Here is a 23,806-nt window from a genome sequence, read left to right on the forward strand (position 1 = left end):
GATAGGTTGTCAGATCCTGGTATAGACCGACTTCGTCCGAGAACACTACGGGGGGGACCGCAGGCATGGCCGCACGCAACCGGGACAGAATCGTCCACTTCTATGAGATCGCAGACGCCGACGCTCCCGACGGCGCCCGTCTGCCCCACCGAGACTGGGGAGAGCACATCCGTCGTCTGTGCGCCCAGCCGCTGGCCCAGCGCACCGTGCCTGCGGGGGAGGATATCTTGATCGGTGCCGTCGACCCCCATCAGACGGCTCCGCACTTGCTCCTCGCCAAGTCTCGTCAGGACGTACCGCAGCTCATTGATCACGTCGACGGCACCCTCAGTCGGCTCCAGCTTGCCGCCGACAAGGAGTTGGTTGACGTTACAACCGTATACTTCCTACCCTTCGGCAACGTCGTTGCGACAATGGCCGGCGGCATCTCGGCCCCCCGTGCGCAGGCGCTCAAGCGCTGGCTCGACGGGATGCGCGTCGCAGCTCCCGACGTCCGCAACATCGTGCTGCGGCCGGTGGTCAACGCCCGTTCCCGGGAGAAGCTCCAGCATGCCGTCGCCATCGAGAAACTCACGGTGAAGATCGCTCCCGAGCCAGCTGACAGCCCCTCCACTCTGCGCGCCAGCTCCGACCTCGGCACAGCCCTCAGCCGCATGCACACGGACAACCCGGACATGGTAATCACTCTGACCCTAGAGGTCCCGAAGAAGTCGGGCATCCTGTCGACGCGCCGCCGGGCCCGCGGTCACAACCAACTCCTCGGCTCAACAAGGGTTTTTGCGAGTGACATCGAGGACTGGCTGGACAACTCTGACGCCGTTGACACGGCTGCCGCGCAGGCCCGTATGGAGGCATGGCACAGCGAGGCTGATGACGAGAAGATCGACTTCGTCAGCGAGCGCATCACTGCAAAATGCGTCGTCCCCTTCTCCTCTGGCGATGGCCACGCCATCGACCTGCAGGTGGCCCTGAACAAGCTGGAGGGGGTCTCCCTGGAGAACGAGAGGGTGCTACGGGCCGCTGTCAGTGCCGACATCTAGCCTGGAGGAGGGTAACTGGGGCGAAAGCCCTGGTCGGGGCGCGCGGGGGGAGATGTGACAATGCCGAGGCTTGTGGAAGCGGTTCGCCGAGTTCTCAACGGTTGGCGATCACGTCCGGCGGCGGACTGGCTGCTGACGGCAGTTGTCCTCGGCGGGCACGGTCTGCTAGTCACCCTGACCGGACGTGGTGACATCCTCGGTGCGCCTGAGCGCGAACAGCGCTTGACGATCTATACCACCGGCGCCACCGTCGTCGCACTGGTCGGGAGCTTCGTCACCGCCGCCATTGCTCAGTATGCTTCTGCGAGCGGCCGCAGGATGCGGGTTCTGCGTACCGCGCCTCACTTGGCCTCACAATTCCGGCGGAACTGGGTGAGTGTCCTATCAGCCACTCTACTCATCTCCGGCACATGCCTTCTTGCAACCGTCCTCGACACCACCGAAACTAACCCGGAAGGTGTGCACTGGGCGGTGGAAGGCGCGCTGATCCTCGGTGCCGCTCGGTCCTACCGCCTGCTATGGCTGTTCAACGCTGTCATCCAGGCATCAGATAAAGATCTTGCAGATCTCGCTCAGACAACAGCCCAAAACCCTCGCTAGCTTGCGGCGGGGTTGCATTGCCCAGACGGCTGACACGCAGAGCGCGCTCTGCGTGTCAGTCCGCTGTGACTCGACCAGCTGAATCTGATATTGCGCTGAAACTTTCGACACGGTCGCACCTGCAATCGTCCTGTAGATATGCTGACATGTCAGCACCGGACAGGGGTCCAGATGGATCGAGCTGGACCCAGGCGGACGTTAACAACTCTTTTGTCCTGCTTTTCCAGCTCTCTCGTAGGTCAGGGGCGTAACAATTTCGGGTTCGAATCCCGTTGGGGGCACGCAACACCATGTGCAGTGTTCACTTCTGCGCATCATGCTCCTGTGGAGGAGTTTGGAGTGCTCGCCACCCTGTCAAGGTGGAGGCCGCGGGTTCAAATCCCGTCAGGACCGCTTGCAGATCACTTCGGTGAACTGCGTGGCTGGGTAGCTCAGTTGGTACGAGCGATCGCCTGAAAAGCGATAGGTCGCCGGTTCGATCCCGGCCCCAGCCACCACAACGAAGAGTCCCGGACGGTCTGCCGCCCGGGGCTTTTTCACGCGCCCCAAGGCGCCCTGTCTTCACTTGCGGAAACGTCACCACGGAACATCTTTCCGTGCTGACGTATCGGTACGACGGTGCTGACATGGCCCGGGAAGGCCTGTGTTTCCCGGGTTCGGGATGGCCCCCTTCTCCCGCGATGGGTCCTGGGAGCCCCGCACACGGCAGGTCACGTGGACGGTTGTTGTCCATGACGCTGTAACTCCGTGCATCGCAGCCGGTCACGCCCCCTCTCGTGGTGTAGCCGATCACGGTCATCGGGTTCCTCACCGCGTTCCAGCTCACGCAGCCCGCGCGACACCGTGGGCGCCGCCACACCGGTTCGGGGAAGGGGTCTCCCCCCCTGCTCGAGCGGAGCCGAGAGCTTGGGGAAGGGCGCGGACCCCAAGCAGCTGCGGGACGTGGCCGCAGAGGCTCACCACCGCAGAAGGGATCAGGAGATCGTGCAGCGCCCGCCTGCGTGTGGGCACGGCCCATGAAGCCGTGCCGCAGCCGAGCAGGGTGAGGGCCGTCGCACTCCGCCGCCAGTTCCCGCCCTACGACCTGTACCCAGACGTCGTAGGCGGCGCCCGAGCCGTCCCGCACCAGGCCGGCCCGCACCGAGCAGGAACGGGCCTTCGGCGCCGCGCTCGGGTTCGGCGACTGCGACGGCGGCGACCCCTTCTGCGAGGCGGGCGGCAGGGGGTCCGTACCGGGTCCGCGCGGCTCGCTGACCGTCGCCGACCTGCTCGACGAGGCCTTGGACAGGGTGTGTGCCGTCCCGCCCGCGACACAGCGCGCCACGAAGCGTGCTGGAGCGGGCCGCCGCCCTTTTCACCAAGGCGGGCATGGGCCGCGCGGTACTGGCGGCAGGCAGCGAGGTGCTGCACGCGGTGTGGCACCGCGGCTGGCAGCCCACCGATGTGGTGCGCGCCGCCCGGCGTGAACTCAAGGCGCGGCACGGGCGACTCGCGGCCGACCTGATCGCCGCCGAACACCGCGCCAACCCGGCCCCGGCCATGGGCCTGGACGAGCGCCGGGCAGATCGACTGACCATCCTGTCGGCCGAGGTGTGGTGGGGCGACGACGACGACGGGATCACCGGCTCGATCGCGAGGGCGGCCTTCCGCCGGTCCCCGCCGGACCTGGCAGGGGCCGGGGGCGTCCCCTGTCCGCCGTGAGCCCAACGCAGGGCAGGGCCGAACTGCTGCGACGGCCGGATGGCCATAGTGCTGTCTGCGTGGACGGTGTCCTGCGCGTACTGGGCGAGCGGTACGTCGTTCTCGTCCTCGTGATTCTGCACGCCCCCTCCCAAGGTGTCCTTCGCCGCCGCTGTCACCAGGGCGTCGTCTGTGTCGTCCGGATGCGGCCGATCTGTGTCTCACGTATGCCGAGGGTTCACCCACTGGGCAGGCGCAGGAACGCGGCCAGCGCCCGCTGGGGTGCAGTGGCCGCGGGCGCGCCGCCGGCGACGGCCAGGGCACGCAGGTCGCCGCGACACAGCTCCGCGCGGATGCCGGCCAGCTGTCCCAGGGCACCGTTGTCGTCCTCGTCGTCCCAGTCGGCCTCCCTTACCCACCAGGCCTCGCCAGTGCCGTCCTCGTCCTCGCTGGTCAGATCGATGACCGTGTGCGCGCCACTGCAATGGGCGGTCAGTGAGCCGTCGGCGTCGTCCCGCTGGTAGGAATCCACCGCCATGAGCGGCACTCGGGCGGCGGGCACCCGAAGCAGCAGTCGCCGGCTGCCCCAGTTGGCGAAGTACAGGTACGCATCGAAGTACCTCTCCACCAGGGCAACCGGGTCGCCCTCGAAGTCACCCCACTCGTAGCTGTTCACCATCCGGCGCGCGGTGATCTGCGCCCGCGACGAGATACGGCGCAGCTCGGCCTGCTGGCGCTCGCTCAGCGGCCGGTCCACGGCCAGAAAGTGGTAGTACTGGTACTCGCTCACCAGCCCATGCTACGCAGCGACTACGCTGCGCTACCGCTCGTTCCCGAGAACGACGTACTCACCGGGGCGACAAGCCGCGCGGAAGTCCGGATCAACCGGTAGACAAGCGGGCCGGACCCGGAACGGTTCTTCCTCGGCGATCCGTAGGCCCGGCCGGAACGCTCGAAAGAAGCACTCGATCCTCACCGTCGGCACAGCACGTCTACTGCGATATCGTTGATATAAGGATGAGAGGAGGTTGTCATGGCGTCAGAGAGCTCCGCATCGCTGGTCGCCGACATCCGCCGGGCCGCCGGACTGACCCAGCGGGAGTTCGCCGAGTTGTCGGGCGTGGCCCAGCCCAACATCGCGGCGTACGAGAACGGCACCCGCCGTCCCTCCCCGAAGATGCTGGCACGCCTGGCCGCCGCCGCCAGGCCCCGCGCATCCGTCGCGCTCGCCCGGCACAAGGCCGAGGTGAAAGCACTCGCCGCACGCCACAAGGCGCTCAGCGTGAAGGTCTTCGGCTCCGTCGCCCGCGGCGAGGACCGCCCCGGCAGCGATCTCGACCTGCTGGTGTCATTCGCCCCCGACGCCTCCCTGTTCGACCAGATCGAACTGGCCCAAGACCTTGAAGACGCCCTCGGGGTGAAGGTCGACGTCGTCAGCGCGGGTGGACTGCACGAGAGCCACACCACCATCGCGGCGGAGGCGAAGCCCTTGTGACCGCGGCGCACTCCGGAACCCCCGGTCAAGAGCCCCTCGACGCCCGCACCCGGCAGACACTTCACGACTTTCTCGACTTCGCTGCCACCGCAGGCCGGCTCGTCACACGAGGCCGCGAAGCCTACGACGGCGACGAGATGCTTCGGCTCTCCGGCGAGGCGATCCTGCACCGCATCGGTGAGGCCGTCGCCCGGCTGGACGACGACTTCACCGCGGCACACCCCGAGGTGCGGTGGCGCGCGATGAAAGGCATGCGCAATCTCGTCGCCCACGACTACGGCGCCGTCGACCACGACATCCTGTGGAACGCCATAGCGCACAACCTCCCGCAAGAGGCCGCCCACGTGCAGAGAATCCTTGACGGGGACCGATGACCCAACCGGCACGCGCAGAGTCTCGCGCTGTCCACCGGCCCTCTCAGCTCTCTGGTCTCGCACCGCTCTCGACGAGCCAGAATTTGCGATCAGAATGAATAGCCACTCCGTGCTGACATGTCAGCACGGAGGCCAGATCGAGGAGGATCGAGCCAGGCTCAGAGGGAAGGGAGGGGAACGGGTGACCTCATCCCGGTTCTGCAGCAGAATCGCAGCTCAGCGAGGTAACGGTTTCGGGTTCGAATCCCGTTGGGGGCACGCACCATCCTGTGCGAGACTTGTTCTCGCACAAGCCTGGTCCTGTGGAGCAGTTTGGAGTGCTCGCCACCCTGTCAAGGTGGAGGCCGCGGGTTCAAATCCCGTCAGGACCGCTTGCAGATCACTTCGGTGAACTGCGTGGCTGGGTAGCTCAGTTGGTACGAGCGATCGCCTGAAAAGCGATAGGTCGCCGGTTCGACCCCGGCCCCAGCCACAGCGCTGAACAGCGAGGACGGCCTCGCCAGGACCATCTGGCGGGGCCGTTTCGCGTTGGCTGCCCACCACGTGTGCCATCAGCGGTCGGCTGCCCACACCGCCACCGTGACCGCCACCGCCGCCGTTACCGCCGCCGCCGTGACCGTGTCCGGCCCCGGCCCCGGGCCGGACCGTCCGGGGGCGCCATCACCCGCCCGGTTATCCGTTCGCGTGGTGTCGGCCGCGGGTGAGATCCTGGGATCCGTATGTCCACTGTGCCTGCCCTCACCCTGCCCGCCCTTCTGGAGCGGCTCCCCGAACTGATGCCGCGCGACGAGCGCCGGATCGGACGACGCCTGGAAGGGGTGCGACGCATCCGCAAGCCGGAGGCGAAGGAGGCCGCGCTGGCCGAGATCGCCGCCGACATCGACCGGGCCGAGCAGCGGGTCGCCGCCCGGCGGGCCGCGCTGCCCGAGATCAGCTACCCGGAGCAGCTGCCGGTCAGCCAGAAGAAGGACGAGATCCTGGCGGCCATCCGCGACCACCAGGTGGTGATCGTGGCGGGCGAGACCGGCTCCGGAAAGACGACGCAGATCCCCAAGATCTGCCTGGAGCTGGGCCGCGGCATCAAGGGGCTCATCGGCCACACGCAGCCCCGCCGGATCGCGGCGCGCACGGTGGCCGAGCGGGTCGCGGAGGAGCTGCGCACGCCGCTGGGCGGCGCGGTGGGCTGGAAGATCCGGTTCACCGACCAGGTGGGCGACACCACCCTGGTCAAGCTGATGACGGACGGCATCCTGCTCGCCGAGATCCAGACCGACCGCGAGCTGCGCCAGTACGACACGATCATCCTCGACGAGGCGCACGAGCGCAGCCTCAACATCGACTTCCTGATGGGCTATCTCGCCCAGCTGCTGCCGCGCCGTCCCGATCTGAAGGTGGTCATCACCTCCGCGACGATCGACCCGGAGCGTTTCGCCCGCCACTTCGGCCGGTTCGCCACGGTCGGCGGCCCCGACCGCCCCCGCGCCGCCGCCTCCGGCACAGCCGACGCCGACGAGGCGCCCGCCGCGCCGATTGTGGAGGTCAGCGGGCGCACGTACCCGGTGGAGGTGCGGTACCGGCCGCTGCTGGAGGACGGCGACGACGTCGACCGGGACCAGATCACCGCCATCTGCGACGCGGTGGACGAACTCCAGGCGGAGGGCCCGGGGGACATCCTGGTGTTCCTCTCCGGCGAGCGGGAGATCCGCGACACCGCGGACGCGCTGTCCAAGAAGCAGCTGCGGGCGACGGAGATCCTGCCGCTGTACGCCCGCCTGTCGCACGCCGAGCAGCACCGCGTCTTCCAGCGGCACTCGGGCCGCCGGGTGGTGCTGGCGACGAACGTGGCCGAGACGTCACTGACGGTCCCCGGCATCAAGTACGTGGTGGACCCGGGCACGGCCCGCATCTCGCGCTACAGCCACCGTACGAAGGTGCAGCGGCTGCCCATCGAACCGGTGTCGCAGGCGAGCGCCAACCAGCGCAAGGGGCGCTGCGGGCGGACCTCGGACGGCATCTGCATCCGGTTGTACTCGGAGGAGGACTTCCTCAGCCGCCCGGAGTTCACCGACGCCGAGATCCTGCGCACCAACCTGGCCTCGGTCATCCTCCACATGACGGCGGCCGGGCTCGGCGACATCGAGAGGTTCCCGTTCATCGACCCGCCGGACCACCGCAGCATCAAGGCCGGTGTGCAGCTGCTGGAGGAACTGGGCGCGCTCGACGCCGGGCCCGCCCCCGGCACTCCCCGCGACGCCGCCGGCAGCCGCGGCAGGGGGCGGCCGGGGCTGACGCCGATCGGGCGGAAGCTGGCCCAGCTGCCGGTGGACCCGCGGCTGGCCCGGATGGTGCTGGAGGCGGACCGCAACGGCTGCGTGCGGGAGGTGATGGTGATCGCGGCGGCGCTGTCGATCCAGGACCCGCGCGAGCGGCCCAGCGAGAAGCAGCAGCAGGCCGACCAGTCGCACGCCAGGTTCCGCGACGAGCACAGCGACTTCCTCGGCTTCCTCAAGCTGTGGGAGTACGTGCAGGAGCGGCAGCGGGAGTTGTCCTCCTCGGCGTTCCGCCGGTCGTGCAAGGCGGAGTTCCTCAACCACCTGCGGATACGCGAGTGGCAGGACATCTACGCGCAGTTGCGCCAGGTGGCGCGCACGATGGGCGTCACGCCCAACGAGCAGGACGCGTCGCCGGACGCCGTGCACCAGTCGCTGCTGGCCGGCCTCCTGTCGCACATCGGGTTGAAGACGACCGAGGAGGCGCCGGCGGGCAAGGGCGGGGCGCCTGCCAAGGAGGGCGGCAGGAGCGGGGGCCGGAACGAGTACCTGGGGGCCCGCAGCGCCAAGTTCGCGGTCTTCCCCGGGTCGGCCCTGTTCAAGAAACCGCCGCGCTGGGTCATGTCCGCGGAGCTGGTGGAGACGTCCCGGCTGTGGGCGCGGGTCAACGCGCGCATCGACCCGGAGTGGATCGAGCCGCTGGCGCAGCACCTGGTCAAGCGCACCTACAGCGAGCCGCACTGGGAGCAGAAGCAGGCCGCGGTGATGGCGTACGAGAAGGTGACGCTGTACGGCGTGCCGGTCGTCGCCCAGCGGAAGGTGAACTACGGCCGCATCGACGCCGAGGTGTCCCGCGACCTGTTCATCCGCAACGCGCTGGTGGAGGGCGACTGGCGGACGCACCACCAGTTCTTCCACGACAACCGCAGACTCCTCGGTGAGGTCGAGGAGTTGGAGCACCGGGCGAGGCGCCGCGACATCCTGGTCGACGACGAGACGCTGTACGACTTCTACGACCAGCGGCTGCCCGAGGACGTCGTCTCGGGGGCGCACTTCGACTCCTGGTGGAAGGGCAAGCGGCGGGACGAGCCGGACCTGCTGAACTTCGAGAAGTCCATGCTCATCAACGAGCGTGCCGGGCAGGTCAGCAAGGACGACTACCCGGACGGCTGGCGGCAGGGCGGGCTGAAGTTCCGCGTGACGTACCAGTTCGAGCCGGGCGCGGACGCGGACGGCGTCACCGTCCACCTGCCGCTCCAGGTGCTCAACCAGGTCGCGCCCGACGGTTTCGACTGGCAGATCCCGGGGCTGCGCGAGCAGGTCGTGACGGAGCTGATCCGGTCGCTGCCGAAGCCGATCCGTCGCAACTACGTGCCGGCGCCGAACTTCGCGGCCCAGTTCCTGGACGCCGTCGGCGCCCGCGGCGGGCAGGCGCCCGCCGAGCCGCTGACCGCGGCGCTGGCCCGGGAGCTGCCGCGCATGGTCGGGGTGCGGATGGAGGCGTCGGACTTCGACTGGGGCAGGGTTCCCGACCATCTCCGCATCACCTTCCGGGTGGTGGACGAACGGCGGCGGAAGATCTCCGCCGAGGCGGAGGACAAGGACCTGGACGCGCTGGTGAACCGCATGCGGCCCAAGGCGAAGGCCGCGCTGTCGCAGGCGTTCGACGCGACGGCGGCCCAGGCGGCGAAGGCCGGCTCCCGGGCGGACGACGCCCCGCGTTCCGGCGGCCCCGCCGGGCCCGCGCCCGCCCGGCGCACCGGGCTGACCTCGTGGACGATCGGCACGCTGGACCGGACGTTCGAGACGCGCCGCGCGGGTCAGCCGGTGAAGGCGTATCCGGCGCTGGTGGACGACGGCACGTCGGTGTCGGTGCAGCTCTTCGACTCCGAGGACGAGCAGCGGCAGGCGATGTGGCGCGGTACCCGGCGCCTGGTCATGCTCAACCTCCCGTCGGATCCGGCGAAGTTCGTCCAGGGCAAGCTGACCAACCAGCAGAAGCTGGCGCTGTCGCGCTCGCCGCACGGCAGTGTGCAGAAGCTGTTCGAGGACTGCGTCAGCGCGTCCGTGGACCGGCTGGTCGCGGCCAGGGGCGGCCCGGCGTGGGACGAGGAGGGCTGGCGCAAGCTGTTCGACGCGGTCCGCGCGGATGTGGTGGACGCGACGTGGCAGACGGTCCGCCAGGTGCAGGAGGTCCTCGCGGCCTGGCAGGCGTGCGAGCGGCGGATGAAGGCACCGCCGCTGAGCACCAGCGCGGTGCTGGTGCCGTCGCTGGCCGACGTGCGGGCCCAACTGGCGGCGCTGGTCAAGCCGGGCTTCGTCACCGAGCACGGCGCGCGGCGCCTGTCCGACGTGCTGCGCTACCTGGTGGCCGCCGACCGGCGCCTGCAGCAGCTGCCGAGCAACGCCGAGCGGGACCGCGCGCGGTCGGCGAAGGTGCAGGAGATGGCCGACGAGTACGCGTGGCTGCTGGAGCAGTTCCCGCCGGGCCGACCGGTGCCGGAGCAGGCCAGGGAGATCCGCTGGATGATCGAGGAGCTGCGGGTCAGCTACTTCGCACACGCGCTCGGCACGGCGTATCCCGTCTCGGACAAGCGCATCGTGAAGGCCGTCGACGCGGCCGTCCCGACGCCGCGCTGACCTGGCGCGGTGGGGCTCGGGCGGGCGCTGCGCGGGGTGGTCGCGAACGGATTGGCGATGCGCCCCTGAGCTGCTGTAGAGTCTGGTTCGCGCCCGGCGGTGACTGGTCGCAACGCAAGGTCCTGTGGAGCAGTTTGGAGTGCTCGCCACCCTGTCAAGGTGGAGGCCGCGGGTTCAAATCCCGTCAGGACCGCAGTGAGGCTGAGGGCCCGCATCCGAATCGGATGCGGGCCCTCAGCCGTTGTCCGGGGCGGTCCGGGGTGGTCCGGGGCCGCTGCGGGGGCCGTCCCGCACGCTTCCGGGCCGCTGGCGGGCGCCGGCGGGCGGGCTGGAAGCGCACGGTACGTCTTGACGCACCCACGCAGCGCCGGTACCCCTGCTACAGGGAGGTGGTCGCCGTGTCGACGACTCCGAAGCCCCCGCGGCGCGCGACGCACGCGCTGCTGCGCGCCCACCTGTCGGCCGCCACCCGCTTCGGCCACGCGGCCCGCCGGTGCCCGGTCTGCCACCGCCTGCAGCGGCTGGTGATGGAGCAGGCGCAGGAGGAGGCGACCGGCGCGGGTTCCGAGAAAAGTACGTCACCCCGATGACAGAACCGGTGCCCGCACCCCCGTCGGGGGTGCGATGGTGGAACAGGCAACGGATCGCCGCCTTCTGGCGTCCCTACTACCGTAGGTGCGTCATGCGCGGCAAGAACACGGACCTGTGACGGGAGTCACCGAACTGCTCGCAGGAACGGGGGAGTTTATGCCGTTCCTACACCGGGTCAATTTAATATGTGCAATTGCACCCTGGTATCCCATGCGCCCCCGGGCTTCGAGACGACCCCTCCGAGTGACACCGGAAGCCCCGGAAGCGGACCGCCGACCCCCGTGCGAGTGACCGTCGCGGCCCCGCGCACCCGGCGTACACCGACCCGCGAGGGCGGCACCCGGTGCCAGTCGCGACGACGACCACCGAACCCCTCCCCCGGCGGCCGGTGACCGCACGGGGGCAAAAAGAATCGCGTCGGACCCGGCGGAGTCCGACGCGATGCGACGACCAAGCCCTGGGGGGACACGGACTCGGACGTCGTTTGGTGCCTGGCGTTCCCGGTGGGGCCGGGGCCGCCCGTTATGCGGTTGTTCAGGCCTCGCTGCGCTGCTGCGGAATGCCCGCAAGGAGTGCGCGCACCTCCGCCTCGCGGTAGCGGCGGTGCCCGCCGAGCGTGCGGATCGACGTGAGCTTGCCTGCCTTTGCCCACCGCGTCACCGTCTTCGGGTCCACGCGGAACATCGTGGCGACCTCAGCCGGGGTCAGCAGCGGCTCGGCGTCAGGGGTGCGAGCGGTCATGAGCGGCCTCCTCGGGAGAACCGAACCATCACGGTTCTTTCCTCTAAATTCTGCACCTTGGCCCGCGTTGCCCGAAATGACGTACGCAGGCCGAGTCGGTTATAGGACGAACGGCTTGTCCTCGGCACTACAACTACACCATCTGTCCAGCCTCGTCGGCCAAACCGATGGAATTGCCCTCTCCCGTATCCAACCTCAACGGATGCCGATGGAACATGTCATAACGGACAGTCAACCAGCTGTGACAATCCGTCACAGATCATGACCAGATGCCACTGAGAGAACAAGTAGTGCAATACCGAAGTATCCGCCCATGGGTGGGCGGTAGGAGGCCCTGCCGGACTCCTTGTCCTATTTTGACACGAGGGGTGGGCTTGAGGGCAAGGGCCTCTTTGGAGAAGGTTTAGTGCAGTCCATCACGCTTGAGGGCAAAAGACCGGATCAGGACCAAGGTCCCACGGCCCCACCGACCCCCCGCGACCGGCCCGGGGCGCCCCGCCCGCCCGGGTCAGTTGGCGTACAGGCGCTCCCGCACCGCACGCCACCGCTCGGTCAGGACGTCGAACAGCTCGTCGGCCCGGTCGGCGTCGCCGTCCCGCAGCGCCGCCACTCCCGCAGCCGCGTCCGCCGCCGAGCGGTCGGCGGCGAGCTGCTCCTCGGGAATGGTGTACACCAGGCCCCCGTAGTCCAGCTCGACCATCGAACGCGGGTGGAAGTCCTCAAGCCAGCGCCCCACATCTATCAGGCCGTCCACGAGTGCTCCTTCGCCCAGCTCCGCGCGGAACAGCTTCAGCGCGCGGGCAAGGCGTCTGCGGGCCTGCACCATGGGCGTCCGGTAGCGCAGCGCAAGCCCATCCCGGGCCTTGCCGTACTCGCGCTCGGCGTCGTCGAACATCAGGAACCAGCGGACCGGGACGTGCCACAGGGCCGAGCGGATCCACGGGCGGGCGTCCGCGTGGTGCGGGGCGCGGCTGCGCCACTCGTCGAAGTCGGCCAGCGCCTCGCGCCGCACCACCGGTGGCAGGGCCGCGTCCCGCACCGGGGGCGGCAGCTCCTCCCCCGCCTCCGCCAGGGCCAGCCAGCCGCGCAGCCGGGTCCGCCACGGGCACACGCACAGCACGCCGTCCACCTCGCTGACGAACGCGTCGGCGCTCTCCCGCACCGGCACCGGCAGCGGCGGGACGGCCAGCAGGGCGGCCAGCGAGCGGCGCAGCTCGTCCTGGGCGTCCGGCAGGTCCGCCCTGCGGGCGTAGCCGACCCAGTGGGAGCGCTCCGGCTCGGGAAAGGCCGCCAGCGGCTCGTACACGCGCAGGTACGCCGCGTACGGCACGGACAGGGCCGGCGTCGGAGCCACAGCTGGCACCTTTCCTCGTCGGGGGTTCCGGGCAGCCACCGCCCCGCTGCGGGCCCGGTCGGCCACCGGCAGGTGACCCTCTCGATCTACCCCGATAGTGGCACCGTGACGATCCGCCGCGCCGACAGGTCGTACTCTGCTGCACTACAGGCCCTCCCCACCCGCAGGAGGGCGTCCCATGCGACTACAGGAGTCACCACCGTGACTGACGTACGTCTCCCCGTCAGCGTCGACGGGCAGCACGCCGACCGCGCTGACCAGGCCGACCGCACCGGCCACACCCTCCCGGCCGGTCCCGGCGACCGGGTGCTGCGCACCCTCTTCCGCTCCGAGCAGGGCGGCCACGAGCAGGTGGTGTTCTGCCAGGACCGCGCCAGCGGCCTCAAGGCGGTCATCGCCCTCCACTCCACCGCGCTGGGCCCCGCCCTGGGCGGCACGCGCTTCCACGCCTACGCGGACGCCGAGTTCCCCGAGCAGGCGGCCGCCCAGGACGCCCTCGACCTCGCCCGCGGCATGTCGTACAAGAACGCGCTCGCCGGCCTCGCGCACGGCGGCGGCAAGGCCGTGATCATCGGTGACCCCGACACGCTCAAGTCGGAGGAGCTGCTGCTCGCCTACGGCCGCTTCGTGGCCTCCCTCGGGGGCCGCTACGTGACGGCCTGCGACGTGGGCACCTACGTGCAGGACATGGACGTCGTCGCCCGGGAGTGCCGCTGGACCACGGGCCGCTCGCCGGAGAACGGCGGCGCCGGCGACTCCTCGGTGCTCACCGCGTTCGGCGTCTTCCAGGGCATGCGGGCCAGCGCCCGGCACCTGTGGGGCGAGCCGACGCTGCGCGGCCGCAAGGTCGGCGTCGCCGGGGTCGGCAAGGTCGGCCACCACCTGGTGCGGCACCTCGTCGAGGACGGCGCCGAGGTGGTCGTCACCGACGTGCGCGAGCAGTCGCTGGCCCGGGTCACGGCCGAGCACCCGCAGGTGGCCGTGGTGGCCGACACCGACACGCTGATCCGCACCGAGGGGCTGGACGTGTACGCGCCGTGCGCACTCGGCGGCGCCCTGAACGACCGGACCGTCCCGGTGCTGACCGCTCGCGTGGTCTGCGGCGCGGCGAACAACCAGCTGGCGCACCCCGGGGTCGAGAAGGCGCTCGCCGACCGGGGCGTGCTGTACGCGCCGGACTACGTGGTGAACGCCGGCGGTGTGATCCAGGTCGCCGACGAGCTGCACGGTTTCGACTTCGCTCGTGCGAAGGCGAAGGCGGAGAAGATCCTCGACACCACGCTGGAGATCTTCCGCGGTGCCGACCGGGACGGCGTGCCGCCCGCGGTCGCCGCCGACCGGCTCGCCGAGCAGCGCATGGCCGCCGGTCCCGCGGACACCACCGCGCGCTGAGCCCGTCCCGCACGCTCGCACACGGAAGCGACATGTCGGACCTGCGTGCGACTGTCCGGTGGCGGAGAGACATCGCTCACCACCCCGTGGCGGTACACGGGTTGTACAGAAGGTAAAATAAGCTCTGACCAGCGAACAACTGGTCGCCGGGGGCGTCAGCGGGCTGCCGGGTGGTGCGGGCGGCGTACCGTACGGCCTCGGAAGCAGGTACCGTTGAAGCCCTGGGAGCCGGGCCCTGACGTGAGGGTCCGCTCCGAACCATGAACGCGTGTCAAGACTCTGGGGCCGTCGAGCCCCGTCGTTGAGGGGGTCGAGCCATGGGGCGCGGCCGGGCCAAGGCCAAGCAGACGAAGGTCGCCCGCCAGCTGAAGTACAACAGCGGCGGGACGGATCTCTCGCGCCTGGCTGAGGAGCTGGGCGCATCGACGTCGGATCAGCCGCCTAACGGCGACGGTTTCGAGGACGATGAGCTGGAGGACGACCCGTACGCACAGTACGCGGATCGTTACAACGACGATGACGGCGGGCAATCGTCGGACTCGCCGAGTCGGCGCGTCTGACGCGTCGGTCGTCAGCATTTCCACCTAGGAACCCGGTCCGGCAGCCGCCGGACCGGGTTCTGTGCTGCCCGGGCCCGCCAGCCGGGCGTGCCTCGACGGCCGTCGGCACGCACCTGCGGTGGCCGTGGCAGATGCGAACCCGCGCAACCGTCAGTGGCTCACCACCAGCGCCCCACCGGCGGCTGCCCGGAGGCGGCGGCCGGTGGGGCGCTGGTGGTGCGTTGCCGTGGATCGGTGCCGAAGGTGCGGGTGCCGACCTGCCGGGGCTCCGGCGCGGGAGGCAGGAGTCAGGAGGCGCCCAGCAGCACCGGGGTCAGCTGGCGTAGTCACCGCTGAGGGCCGCTGCAGTGGAGTGGTCGCCGCGCTCGGTGACGTCACCGGCGACCCAGGCGTCCACGCCGCGGTCGGCCAGCGTGGCCAGGGCCGCGTCGACGGCCTCCGGCGGCACCACGGCCATCATGCCGACGCCCATGTTCAGCGTCTTCTCCAGCTCGTCCCGCGCCACGCCGCCGACCTGGCCGACGGTGTCGAAGACCGCGCCGGGGGCCCAGGTGGAGCGGTCCACCCGGGCGTGCAGCGCGTCGGGAACCACTCTGGCGAGGTTGCTGGCCAGGCCGCCGCCGGTGATGTGCGAGAAGGCGTGCACGTCGGTGGTGCGGGTCAGCGCCAGGCAGTCCAGGGAGTAGATCCGCGTCGGCTCCAGCAGTTCCTCTCCCAGAGTGCGGCCGAACTCCGGGACCTCGCGGTCCAGCGCCCATCCGGCCCGCTCCAGCAGCACGTGCCGCACCAGGGAGTACCCGTTGGAGTGAAGGCCGGAGGACGCCATGGCCAGGACCACGTCGCCACTGCGGATGCGGTCCGCGCCCAGCAGCCGGTCGGCCTCGACCACGCCGGTGCCGGCGCCCGCCACGTCGTACTCGTCCGGGCCGAGCAGGCCCGGGTGCTCCGCGGTCTCGCCGCCGACCAGCGCGCAGCCGGCCAGCACGCAGCCCTCGGCGATACCCTTGACGATCGCCGAGACCCGCTCCGGCACGACCTTGCCCACGCAGATGTAGTCGGTCATGAACAGCGGCTCGGCCCCGCACACCACCAGGTCGTCCACAACCATGGCGACCAGGTCGCGGCCGATGGTGTCGTGCACGTCCATCTGCTGGGCGACGGCGACCTTGGTGCCCACGCCGTCGGTCGCGGAGGCCAGCAGGGGCCGCTCGTAGCGCTTCAGGGCGGACGCGTCGAAGAGGCCGGCGAACCCGCCGAGACCGCCGAGGGACTCGGGGCGCTGGGCCTTCCTCACCCACTCCTTCATCAGCTCGACGGCGCGGTCCCCGGCTTCGATGTCGACGCCGGCCGACTTGTAGGAGACCGCGCCGACGGCGGGGCTCACCTGGTCGGCGGACGCGGGTCCTGCCGATGTGTCAGTCATGTCTCTCCGTAGGGATCACGCGGATCACGGGGGTCAGGGGCGGCGCAGCGCGTCCGCACCGCCGGGGCCGGTCAGCAGGGTCTGCACGCCGTCCACGTCCGGCTTCGACCGCTGCTCGGTCTCCGACTCCAGCAGGTGCTTGCCGAGCAGTTCGGGGTCGGGCAGGTCCATCGGGTACTCACCGTCGAAGCAGGCACGGCACAGGTCGGGCTTGGCGATGGTGGTGGCCTCGATCATGCCGTCGGTGGAGATGTACGACAGCGAGTCCGCACCCAGCGACTTGCCGATCTCGTCCACGCTGAGGCCGTTGGCGATCAGCTCGGCGCGGGTGGCGAAGTCGATGCCGAAGTAGCAGGGCCACTTGATGGGCGGTGAGGAGATCCGGATGTGCACCTCGGCGGCGCCCGCCTCCCGCAGCATGCGCACCAGCGCGCGCTGGGTGTTGCCGCGCACGATGGAGTCGTCGACCACGACGAGGCGCTTGCCGCGGATGACCTCCTTCAGCGGGTTCAGCTTGAGCCGGATGCCGAGCTGGCGGATGGTCTGCGAGGGCTGGATGAAGGTCCGGCCGACGTAGGAGTTCTTGACCAGTCCGGCGCCGAACGGGATGCCGCTGGCCTCCGCGTAGCCGATGGCGGCCGGGGTGCCGGACTCCGGGGTCGCTATCACCAGGTCCGCCTCGGCCGGAGCCTCGGCGGCCAGCTTGCGGCCCATCTCCACCCGGGAGAGGTAGACGTTCCGGCCGGCGATGTCGGTGTCGGGGCGCGCGAGGTAGACGTACTCGAAGACGCAGCCCTTCGGCCTCGCCTCAGCGAAGCGGCTGGACCGCAGGCCGTTCTCGTCGACGGCGATCAGTTCGCCCGGCTCGATCTCGCGGATGAACGAGGCACCCACGATGTCCAGCGCGGCCGTCTCGCTGGCCACCACCCAGCCGCGCTCCAGACGGCCCAGGACCAGCGGGCGCACGCCCTGCGGGTCACGCGCCGCGTAGAGGGTGTGCTCGTCCATGAAGACGAACGAGAACGCGCCCTTGACCAGCGGCAGCACCTTGGCGGCGGACTGCTCGACGGTGAGCGGCTTGCCGTCCTCGTCGGTCTGGCCGGCGAGCAGCGCGGTCACCAGGTCGGTGTCGTTGGTCGCCGCGACCTGGTTGGCCCGCCGGCCGCCGCCGCTGCCGGCGAGGCCCGCGACCAGTTCCGCCAGCTCGACGGTGTTGACCAGGTTGCCGTTGTGGCCGAGCGCGATGGAGCCGTGCCCGGTCGCGCGGAAGGTCGGCTGGGCGTTCTCCCACACCGAGGCACCGGTGGTGGAGTACCTGGCGTGGCCGACCGCGATGTGGCCGCGCAGGGACCCGAGGGAGGTCTCGTCGAACACCTGGGAGACCAGGCCCATGTCCTTGAACACAAGGATCTGCGAGCCGTTGCTCACTGCGATGCCCGCGGACTCCTGTCCCCGGTGCTGCAGAGCGTAGAGCCCGAAATAGGAGAGTTTGGCGACCTCTTCACCCGGTGCCCAGACTCCGAAGACGCCGCAAGCGTCCTGGGGGCCCTTTTCACCGGGGAGCAGGTCGTGGCTGAGTCGTCCGTCACCACGTGGCACGCTCACGAGTCTAGACGGGTGAACCCGCTTAGCCGAATCGACCACCGCACCGAACCCTGCTGACCTGCGCGGACGCGTTTTCGTACGAGACCGACGTCACCGCTGGGATGTGCGGTTCACCAGTACGGTGCCGGTGCCGGTGCCGGTGCCGGTGGCCGGTGCTGGTGCCCGGGCCTCGGCGGGCGCAACCGGGCCCGGGCCGTCGCCGCGGGGGCGGGCGGCCGTCAGCCGAGGACCGGCAGCACCTCGGAGAGGTTCGCGCGGGGGCCGCTCGCGGAGACGGCGCCCGCGGCGACGGCCCGCTCCCACCGCACCCGGCCGGTGGCCAGCCGCAGCCACGTCAGCGGGTCGGTCTCCACCACGTTGGGCGGCGTGCCGCGGGTGTGGCGCGGGCCCGCCACACACTGCACCACCGCGAACGGCGGCACCCGCACCTCCACCGAGGCGCCGGGCGCCCTGGCCGCGAGGGCGTCCGCGAGCAGCCGCACCACCGTCGCCAGCGCGTAGCGGTCCAGGGCCAGCGGCACGCCGGTGGCGCGGGCCAGGTCGTCGCTGTGCACGATCAGCTCGACGAGCCGCGTCACGGTGAAGTCGAGCGCCCGCATCGCGCCGAACCGGTGCGGCAGCAGCACGTCCTCGCGGACGGCCATCTCCAGGACCGGTTCCAGTTCCTCGGCGGCGGCGTCGATCGCCGCGGCCGGGTCCTTCACGGACGCCGCCTGCTCCCTGGTGCGGGTGTCGAGCAGTTCCGCGATCCCGGCGGTGGACGCGGCCCAGGTCACCAGATCGGTCTCCGGGCGGCGGGCCGCCGGTGCCGGCTCGGCCAGCAGCCGCGGCAGCGCGTCGATCTGCCCGGCGACGTGCACCAGCAGGTGGTGCACGTCCCAGCCGGGCAGCCCGCAGGGGCGTGCCAGCTGCTCGGCGGTGCAGTCGTGGGCCGCCGTGCGCACCGTCTCGACCTGCGCGGCGAGGGCGTTGCGCACCCGGAGAGCGTCGTGGGTTCGCGGCTTGCGGCGTGCGGGAGGCATGGCAGGAGGGTAACGGGCGCGTACCGGGCGTTCCCGCTCCGTAGGCGACCCGCACGGCGTGTGCCAGGATTCTGCACATGCCAATTGCGGAACGCTATCTCGCGGACGACGAAGAGCTGGTGCACGTCACCCGCCAGCACTGGACCGAGATGGTCAGTGAGTTCGTCGTGCTGTGTGTCATCTGGGCCGTCGCCGGTGCACTCCTGTGGGTGACGCCCACGGACGAGACGTGGCGCGACACGGCGGTGTGGGTGATCGTCGGCGCGGCGGCGGTCGCCTCGCTGTGGTTCTGGCTCATCCCGCTGTTCCAGTGGCGCCGGACGATGTACATCCTGACGACGAAGCGCATGTACAAGCGCAGCGGCTTCCTCACCAAGGCCGGGCGCAGCATCCCGCTGAGCCGCGTCAACGACGTGTCGTTCAAGGCGTCGCTGTGGGAGCGGATCTGGCGCTACGGCACGCTCAACATCCAGTCGGCGTCCGAGCAGGGAATGATGACGCTCAAGCACGTGCCCGACCCGGAGGGCCTGACCGCGCTGATCTACCGGCAGGTCGACGAGGAGCAGCGCCGCCAGTCGGGCCCCAGCGGCATGATGCCCCCGATGCGCTGACGGGCCGCCGTCGTGGTGCGCGGTCGCGGGCCGGTCAGGCCAGCAGGGCGGGGATGGCCGCCTCGTGGACCCGGCGCAGCTCGTCCAGCGGGAGCGAGAACTGGCCCTGCACCTCGATCTCGGTGCCGTCCACCACGCCGATGCGGGTGACGGGCAGGCCGCGGGCGCCGCACATGTCGTTGAAGCGGACCTCCTCGCTGCGCGGAACGGCGACCACCGCGCGGCCGGCCGACTCCGAGAAGAGGAACACGAACGGGTCGAGGCCGTCCGGGACCACCAGGCGCGCGCCCCGCCCGCCGTGCAGGCAGGACTCCACGACGGCCTGGACGAGGCCGCCGTCGGACAGGTCGTGCGCCGCGTCGACCATGCCGTCGCGGGACGCGGCGACCAGGATCTCGGCCAGCAGCCGCTCGCGCTCCAGGTCGACCTTCGGCGGCAGGCCGCCGAGGTGGTCGTGGGCCACCTGCGACCAGGCGGAGCCGCCCAGCTCCTCGCGGGTGTCACCGAGCAGGTAGAGCAGCTGGCCCTCCTCGGCGAACGCCACCGGGGTGCGGCGGGTGACGTCGTCGATGACGCCGAGCACGCCGACCACCGGGGTGGGGTGGATGGCGGTGTCGCCGGTCTGGTTGTACAGCGAGACGTTGCCGCCGGTGACGGGGGTGCCGAGGACCTGGCAGCCGTCGGCCAGACCGCGGGCGGCCTCCGCGAACTGCCACATCGCGTCCGGGTCCTCCGGGGAGCCGAAGTTGAGGCAGTTGGTGACGGCGAGCGGCGTGGCGCCGGTGGCGGCCACGTTGCGGTAGGACTCCACCAGGGCGAGCTGGGCGCCGGTGTAGGGGTCGAGCTTGGCGTACCGGCCGTTGCCGTCGGTGGAGACGGCGACGCCGAGGTTGGTGTCGGCGTCGATGCGGATCATGCCGCTGTCCTCGGGCTGGGCGAGCACCGTGTTGCCCAGCACGTAGCGGTCGTACTGGTCGGTGATCCACGCCTTGGACGCCTGGTTGGGCGAGCCGACCAGGCGCAGCACGTCGGCGCGCAGCTCGTCGCCGGTCTGCGGGCGGGGCAGCTTCGCGGCGTCGTCGGCCTGCAGCGCGTCCTGCCAGGAGGGGCGGGCGTAGGGGCGCTCGTAGACCGGGCCCTCGTGGGCGACGGTCCGCGGCGGCACGTCGACGATCTGCTCACCGTGCCAGAAGATCTCCAGCCGGTCGCCCTCGGTGACCTCACCGATGACGGTGGCGATGACGTCCCACTTCTCGCAGATCTCCAGGAAGCGGTCGACGTTGCCGGGTTCGACGACGGCGCACATGCGCTCCTGGGACTCGCTCATGAGGATCTCCTCCGGCGAGAGCGTGGCGTCGCGCAGCGGGACGGTGTCCAGCTCGACGCGCATGCCGCCGGAGCCCGCACTGGCCAGCTCGCTGGTGGCGCAGGACAGGCCGGCGCCGCCGAGGTCCTGGATGCCGACGACCAGCTGCTCGCGGAAGATCTCCAGGGTGCACTCGATGAGCAGCTTCTCCTGGAAGGGGTCGCCGACCTGGACCGCGGGCCGCTTGGCCGGGCCGTCCGCGTCGAAGGTCTCCGAGGCGAGCACGGAGACGCCGCCGATGCCGTCGCCGCCGGTGCGGGCGCCGTAGAGGATGACCTTGTTGCCGGTGCCGGAGGCCTTGGCGAGGTGGATGTCCTCGTGCCTCATGACGCCCACGCACAGCGCGTTGACCAGCGGGTTGCCCTGGTAGCAGGGGTCGAAGACGACCTCGCCGCCGATGTTGGGCAGGCCCAGGCAGTTGCCGTAGCCGCCGATGCCGGCGACGACGCCGGGCAGCACCCGCTTGGTGTCGGGATGGTCGGCGGCGCCGAAGCGCAGCGGGTCCATCACCGCGACCGGGCGGGCGCCCATGGCGAGGATGTCGCGCACGATGCCGCCGATGCCGGTGGCCGCGCCCTGGTAGGGCTCGACGTACGAGGGGTGGTTGTGCGACTCCACCTTGAAGGTGACGGCGTAGCCCTGGCCGACGTCGACGACGCCGGCGTTCTCGCCGATGCCGACGAGCAGCGCGTCGGACTGCGGCGCCTTCTCGCCGAACTGGCGCAGGTGGACCTTGCTGGACTTGTACGAGCAGTGCTCGGACCACATGACGGAGTACATGGCCAGCTCGGCGCCGGTCGGGCGGCGGCCGAGGATGTCCTTGATACGGGTGTACTCGTCGCTCTTGAGGCCCAGCTCGGCCCAGGGCTGCGCGTCGTCGGGGGTCTTGGCTGCGTGCTCAGTGGTGTCGAGCGTCATCAGGCGTCCACCAGCTTCTTGATCGCCGAGGTGAAGAAGCCGAGCCCGTCGGTGGTCGGGCCGGTCAGGGTCTCGACTGCGTGCTCGGGGTGCGGCATGAGGCCGACCACGTTCCCGGCCTCGTTGGTGATGCCGGCGATGTCGCGGCGCGAACCGTTGGGGTTGCCGCCGAGGTAGCGGAAGACGACGCGGCCCTCCGCCTCCAGGGCGTCCAGGGTGCGCTCGTCGGCGACGTAGCCGCCCTCGCCGTTCTTCAGCGGCACGGTGATCTCCTGGCCGGCGGAGTAGTCCGTCGTCCAGGCGGTGGTGTCGTTCTCGACCCGCAGCCGCTGGTCGCGGCAGACGAAGTGCAGGTGGTCGTTGCGGGTGAGCGCGCCGGGCAGCAGGTGCGACTCGCACAGCACCTGGAAGCCGTTGCAGATGCCGAGCACCGGCATGCCGGCGCGGGCCTGCTCGATGACGGTGGCCATGACGGGCGAGAAGCGGGCGATCGCACCGCAGCGCAGGTAGTCGCCGTAGCTGAAGCCGCCCGGCAGGACGATGGCGTCGACCTGGTGGAGGCTGGTGTCGCGGTGCCACAGGGCCACCGGCTCGCCGCCGGCGAGGCGGACCGCGCGCAGCGCGTCGCCGTCGTCCAGCGAGCCGGGGAACGTGACCACTCCGATGCGGGTGCTCACTGCGCCGCCCCGGCGGGACGCGCGGCGGCTGCCTCGTCCACGCGGACGGTGAAGTCCTCGATCACGGTGTTGGCCAGGAACGTCTCGGCCATCTCCCGGATGCGGGTGAGGGCCGCGTCGTCGACGGGCCCCTCCACCTCGAGTTCGAATCGCTTGCCCTGGCGGACGTCCGCGATGCCCTCGAAACCCAGCCGGGGCAGGGCGCGCTGCACTGCCTGGCCCTGGGGGTCGAGGATCTCCGGCTTGAGCATGACGTCGACTACGACGCGAGCCACAGGTACTCCCGGTGGTGATTGGTGCTTGGCTGCCCGGTGCCGTGTCCGCTGCCGCGGCGGTGCGGATCATGCGGAGGAATCGGCTGCTGTCTCAGCGTACCCGGGCACAGGATCTACGCGGGTAGATATCGGACAGCCCTCATCACATTCGTATCTCGGCCCCAAAAAACCCTGCCCTGCGCGCGGCGAGAAACGTATCGTCCCGATTGCGGTGGACACGCGGGCAGAAATTCTCCGGCTTCGCATAACAATGGCTGCCGCTGTACAAAGGGAAAGGCGGCGGCGCCGCCTTCCGGCGCGACCGGCGTCACCCCATGTCAGCGCGGTGATCGCAGCGGTACTTCGCAGGCGATCCTCCCGAAAGGACCGAATATCCGTGGCACAGCGTGTAGTGGTCACACTCTCCGACGACATCGACGGCGGGGAAGCGGCCGAGACGGTCGCCTTCGGCCTCGACGGTAAGGGCTACGAGATCGATCTCAACTCGGCCAACGCCGGAAAACTGCGCGAGTCACTTGCCCCCTTTGTGGAGGCGGGACGCAAGCGTGCGAAGTCGGGCCGGACGTACCACCGCACCGCGGTGGCGCCCGACCCCCAGGCGGTACGGGCCTGGGCCAAGTCCAACGGCCACGCGGTGCCCGCCCGCGGGCGCATCCCCAAGCGGGTCTACGAGGCGTTCAACGCGGCGAGTTGAGGCGGCCGGCCGCCTCGGCGGGGGACCGATTTGCATCACACCCCGGGTGATCCGCTACAGTCAGGGCACACCGCGAGGGCGGGCCGGAAACGGCAGGCGCTCAAGGTGACGCAGATCATGCGGGTGTAGCTCAGTAGTAGAGCGCCCTCTTTCCAAGAGGGAGGCGCAGTGTGCAATCCCTGTCACCCGCTCCACTGCTCGACCGGTCCGAAGGATCGGGTAGAGTGGCTTCGCGCCACTCGGTGAAAGCCGGGTGGAGGCGTGCGGACGTAGCTCAGCTGGTAGAGCGCAACCTTGCCAAGGTTGAGGTCGCGAGTTCGAACCTCGTCGTCCGCTCCACGAAGGAACGGCCCCGGTCCACTGGACCGGGGCCGTTCTCTGTTCCCCCTCCCCGACTCCCGCTTTCGCCCGCCCGCGGACTGACATTTGTCATCGCGGCCGGTGACAGGCGGCACTGCCGCCGGCCCGTGCGCCGCGG

20 protein-coding genes and 7 tRNA genes are annotated in these 23,806 nt (G+C 70.3%); 18 read left to right on the forward strand and 9 right to left on the reverse strand.

Annotated elements, in window-relative coordinates; genetic code table 11:
* Positions 1-65: 65 nt before the first annotated feature.
* From QNO07_RS06190 to QNO07_RS06210, 5 genes are all read left to right on the forward strand, one after another.
* On the forward strand, positions 66-1,040 hold the full coding sequence (locus QNO07_RS06190) for a hypothetical protein (protein WP_283990570.1): 975 nt from the start codon (positions 66-68) through the stop codon (positions 1,038-1,040).
* A 60-nt stretch (positions 1,041-1,100) separates the two neighbouring features.
* The gene (locus tag QNO07_RS06195; protein WP_283990572.1) at positions 1,101-1,640 is read left to right on the forward strand and encodes a hypothetical protein; all 540 of its coding nucleotides are present in this window, start codon (positions 1,101-1,103) and stop codon (positions 1,638-1,640) included.
* Positions 1,641-1,960: 320 nt separating this feature from the next.
* Positions 1,961-2,033, forward strand: a tRNA-Asp gene (locus QNO07_RS06200).
* Between the two features lie 27 nt (positions 2,034-2,060).
* A tRNA-Phe gene (locus QNO07_RS06205) sits at positions 2,061-2,137 on the forward strand.
* 871 nt (positions 2,138-3,008) lie between these two features.
* Positions 3,009-3,341, forward strand: a complete 333-nt coding sequence (locus tag QNO07_RS06210; RefSeq protein WP_283990574.1) for a hypothetical protein — start codon at positions 3,009-3,011, stop codon at positions 3,339-3,341.
* A gap of 217 nt (positions 3,342-3,558) precedes the next feature.
* Here the strand turns inward: QNO07_RS06210 and QNO07_RS06215 are convergent, their stop codons facing one another.
* Complete coding sequence (locus tag QNO07_RS06215) at positions 3,559-4,110, reverse strand: hypothetical protein (RefSeq protein ID WP_283990575.1); 552 nt, start codon at positions 4,108-4,110, stop codon at positions 3,559-3,561.
* A 243-nt stretch (positions 4,111-4,353) separates the two neighbouring features.
* Between QNO07_RS06215 and QNO07_RS06220 the strand changes: the two genes are divergently transcribed.
* From QNO07_RS06220 to QNO07_RS06250, 7 genes are all read left to right on the forward strand, one after another.
* Entirely contained in the window at positions 4,354-4,815 is a 462-nt protein-coding gene (locus tag QNO07_RS06220; protein WP_283990576.1) for a helix-turn-helix domain-containing protein, read from the forward strand.
* On the forward strand, positions 4,812-5,189 hold the full coding sequence (locus QNO07_RS06225; protein WP_283990577.1) for a HepT-like ribonuclease domain-containing protein: 378 nt from the start codon (positions 4,812-4,814) through the stop codon (positions 5,187-5,189). The genes QNO07_RS06220 and QNO07_RS06225 overlap by 4 nt, the downstream gene beginning before the upstream one ends.
* A 296-nt stretch (positions 5,190-5,485) precedes the next feature.
* Positions 5,486-5,560, forward strand: a tRNA-Asp gene (locus tag QNO07_RS06230).
* A gap of 27 nt (positions 5,561-5,587) precedes the next feature.
* Positions 5,588-5,661, forward strand: a tRNA-Phe gene (locus QNO07_RS06235).
* A 247-nt stretch (positions 5,662-5,908) separates the two neighbouring features.
* Positions 5,909-10,099: an ATP-dependent RNA helicase HrpA gene (gene hrpA, locus QNO07_RS06240; protein ID WP_283990578.1), complete on the forward strand. Its 4,191-nt coding sequence runs from the start codon at positions 5,909-5,911 to the stop codon at positions 10,097-10,099.
* Positions 10,100-10,217: 118 nt separating this feature from the next.
* Positions 10,218-10,292: transfer RNA gene (locus tag QNO07_RS06245), tRNA-Asp, on the forward strand.
* Positions 10,293-10,497: 205 nt separating this feature from the next.
* Positions 10,498-10,689 (forward strand): DUF6274 family protein, encoded by a 192-nt coding sequence (locus QNO07_RS06250; protein WP_283990579.1) that lies wholly within the window; start codon positions 10,498-10,500, stop codon positions 10,687-10,689.
* A 535-nt stretch (positions 10,690-11,224) separates the two neighbouring features.
* On the opposite strand, the gene bldC is transcribed toward QNO07_RS06250, so the two are convergent.
* The gene (gene bldC, locus QNO07_RS06255) at positions 11,225-11,431 is read right to left on the reverse strand and encodes a developmental transcriptional regulator BldC (protein ID WP_003949541.1); all 207 of its coding nucleotides are present in this window, start codon (positions 11,429-11,431) and stop codon (positions 11,225-11,227) included.
* Between the two features lie 508 nt (positions 11,432-11,939).
* The gene (locus QNO07_RS06260; RefSeq protein ID WP_283990581.1) at positions 11,940-12,785 is read right to left on the reverse strand and encodes a DUF8083 family protein; all 846 of its coding nucleotides are present in this window, start codon (positions 12,783-12,785) and stop codon (positions 11,940-11,942) included.
* A gap of 306 nt (positions 12,786-13,091) precedes the next feature.
* Here QNO07_RS06260 and QNO07_RS06265 point away from each other — a divergent pair, with 306 nt between their 5' ends.
* Entirely contained in the window at positions 13,092-14,177 is a 1,086-nt protein-coding gene (locus QNO07_RS06265) for a Leu/Phe/Val dehydrogenase (RefSeq protein WP_283990885.1), read from the forward strand.
* Positions 14,178-14,494: 317 nt separating this feature from the next.
* Positions 14,495-14,737, forward strand: a complete 243-nt coding sequence (locus tag QNO07_RS06270; RefSeq protein ID WP_283990582.1) for a DUF3073 domain-containing protein — start codon at positions 14,495-14,497, stop codon at positions 14,735-14,737.
* 313 nt (positions 14,738-15,050) lie between these two features.
* Here the strand turns inward: QNO07_RS06270 and purM are convergent, their stop codons facing one another.
* From purM to QNO07_RS06285, 3 genes are all read right to left on the reverse strand, one after another.
* Complete coding sequence (gene purM / locus QNO07_RS06275; RefSeq protein ID WP_502961788.1) at positions 15,051-16,160, reverse strand: phosphoribosylformylglycinamidine cyclo-ligase; 1,110 nt, start codon at positions 16,158-16,160, stop codon at positions 15,051-15,053.
* Positions 16,161-16,193: 33 nt separating this feature from the next.
* Positions 16,194-17,759 (reverse strand): amidophosphoribosyltransferase, encoded by a 1,566-nt coding sequence (gene purF / locus QNO07_RS06280; protein WP_283990583.1) that lies wholly within the window; start codon positions 17,757-17,759, stop codon positions 16,194-16,196.
* A gap of 224 nt (positions 17,760-17,983) precedes the next feature.
* The gene (locus QNO07_RS06285) at positions 17,984-18,787 is read right to left on the reverse strand and encodes a sterol carrier family protein (protein WP_283990584.1); all 804 of its coding nucleotides are present in this window, start codon (positions 18,785-18,787) and stop codon (positions 17,984-17,986) included.
* 77 nt (positions 18,788-18,864) lie between these two features.
* Between QNO07_RS06285 and QNO07_RS06290 the strand changes: the two genes are divergently transcribed.
* Positions 18,865-19,398, forward strand: a complete 534-nt coding sequence (locus tag QNO07_RS06290) for a PH domain-containing protein (RefSeq protein ID WP_283990585.1) — start codon at positions 18,865-18,867, stop codon at positions 19,396-19,398.
* 34 nt (positions 19,399-19,432) lie between these two features.
* On the opposite strand, the gene purL is transcribed toward QNO07_RS06290, so the two are convergent.
* From purL to purS, 3 genes are read right to left on the reverse strand one after another with little or no spacing between them, the layout of a single operon-like run.
* Positions 19,433-21,682, reverse strand: coding sequence for a phosphoribosylformylglycinamidine synthase subunit PurL (purL, locus tag QNO07_RS06295; protein WP_283990586.1), 2,250 nt, complete (start codon positions 21,680-21,682; stop codon positions 19,433-19,435).
* Positions 21,682-22,359 (reverse strand): phosphoribosylformylglycinamidine synthase subunit PurQ, encoded by a 678-nt coding sequence (gene purQ, locus QNO07_RS06300; RefSeq protein ID WP_283990588.1) that lies wholly within the window; start codon positions 22,357-22,359, stop codon positions 21,682-21,684. The genes purL and purQ overlap by 1 nt, the downstream gene beginning before the upstream one ends.
* On the reverse strand, positions 22,356-22,634 hold the full coding sequence (gene purS / locus QNO07_RS06305; protein WP_283990589.1) for a phosphoribosylformylglycinamidine synthase subunit PurS: 279 nt from the start codon (positions 22,632-22,634) through the stop codon (positions 22,356-22,358). Before purS ends, purQ begins: the two co-directional genes overlap by 4 nt.
* Positions 22,635-23,010: 376 nt before the next feature.
* Here purS and QNO07_RS06310 point away from each other — a divergent pair, with 376 nt between their 5' ends.
* From QNO07_RS06310 to QNO07_RS06320, 3 genes are all read left to right on the forward strand, one after another.
* Positions 23,011-23,328, forward strand: a complete 318-nt coding sequence (locus QNO07_RS06310; RefSeq protein WP_283990590.1) for a histone-like nucleoid-structuring protein Lsr2 — start codon at positions 23,011-23,013, stop codon at positions 23,326-23,328.
* Between the two features lie 119 nt (positions 23,329-23,447).
* Positions 23,448-23,522, forward strand: a tRNA-Gly gene (locus QNO07_RS06315).
* Between the two features lie 69 nt (positions 23,523-23,591).
* Positions 23,592-23,667: transfer RNA gene (locus QNO07_RS06320), tRNA-Gly, on the forward strand.
* The last annotated feature ends 139 nt before the right edge of the window (positions 23,668-23,806 follow it).

Source organism: Streptomyces sp. 549 (genome assembly GCF_030124175.1).
Taxonomy (GTDB): domain Bacteria; phylum Actinomycetota; class Actinomycetes; order Streptomycetales; family Streptomycetaceae; genus Streptomyces.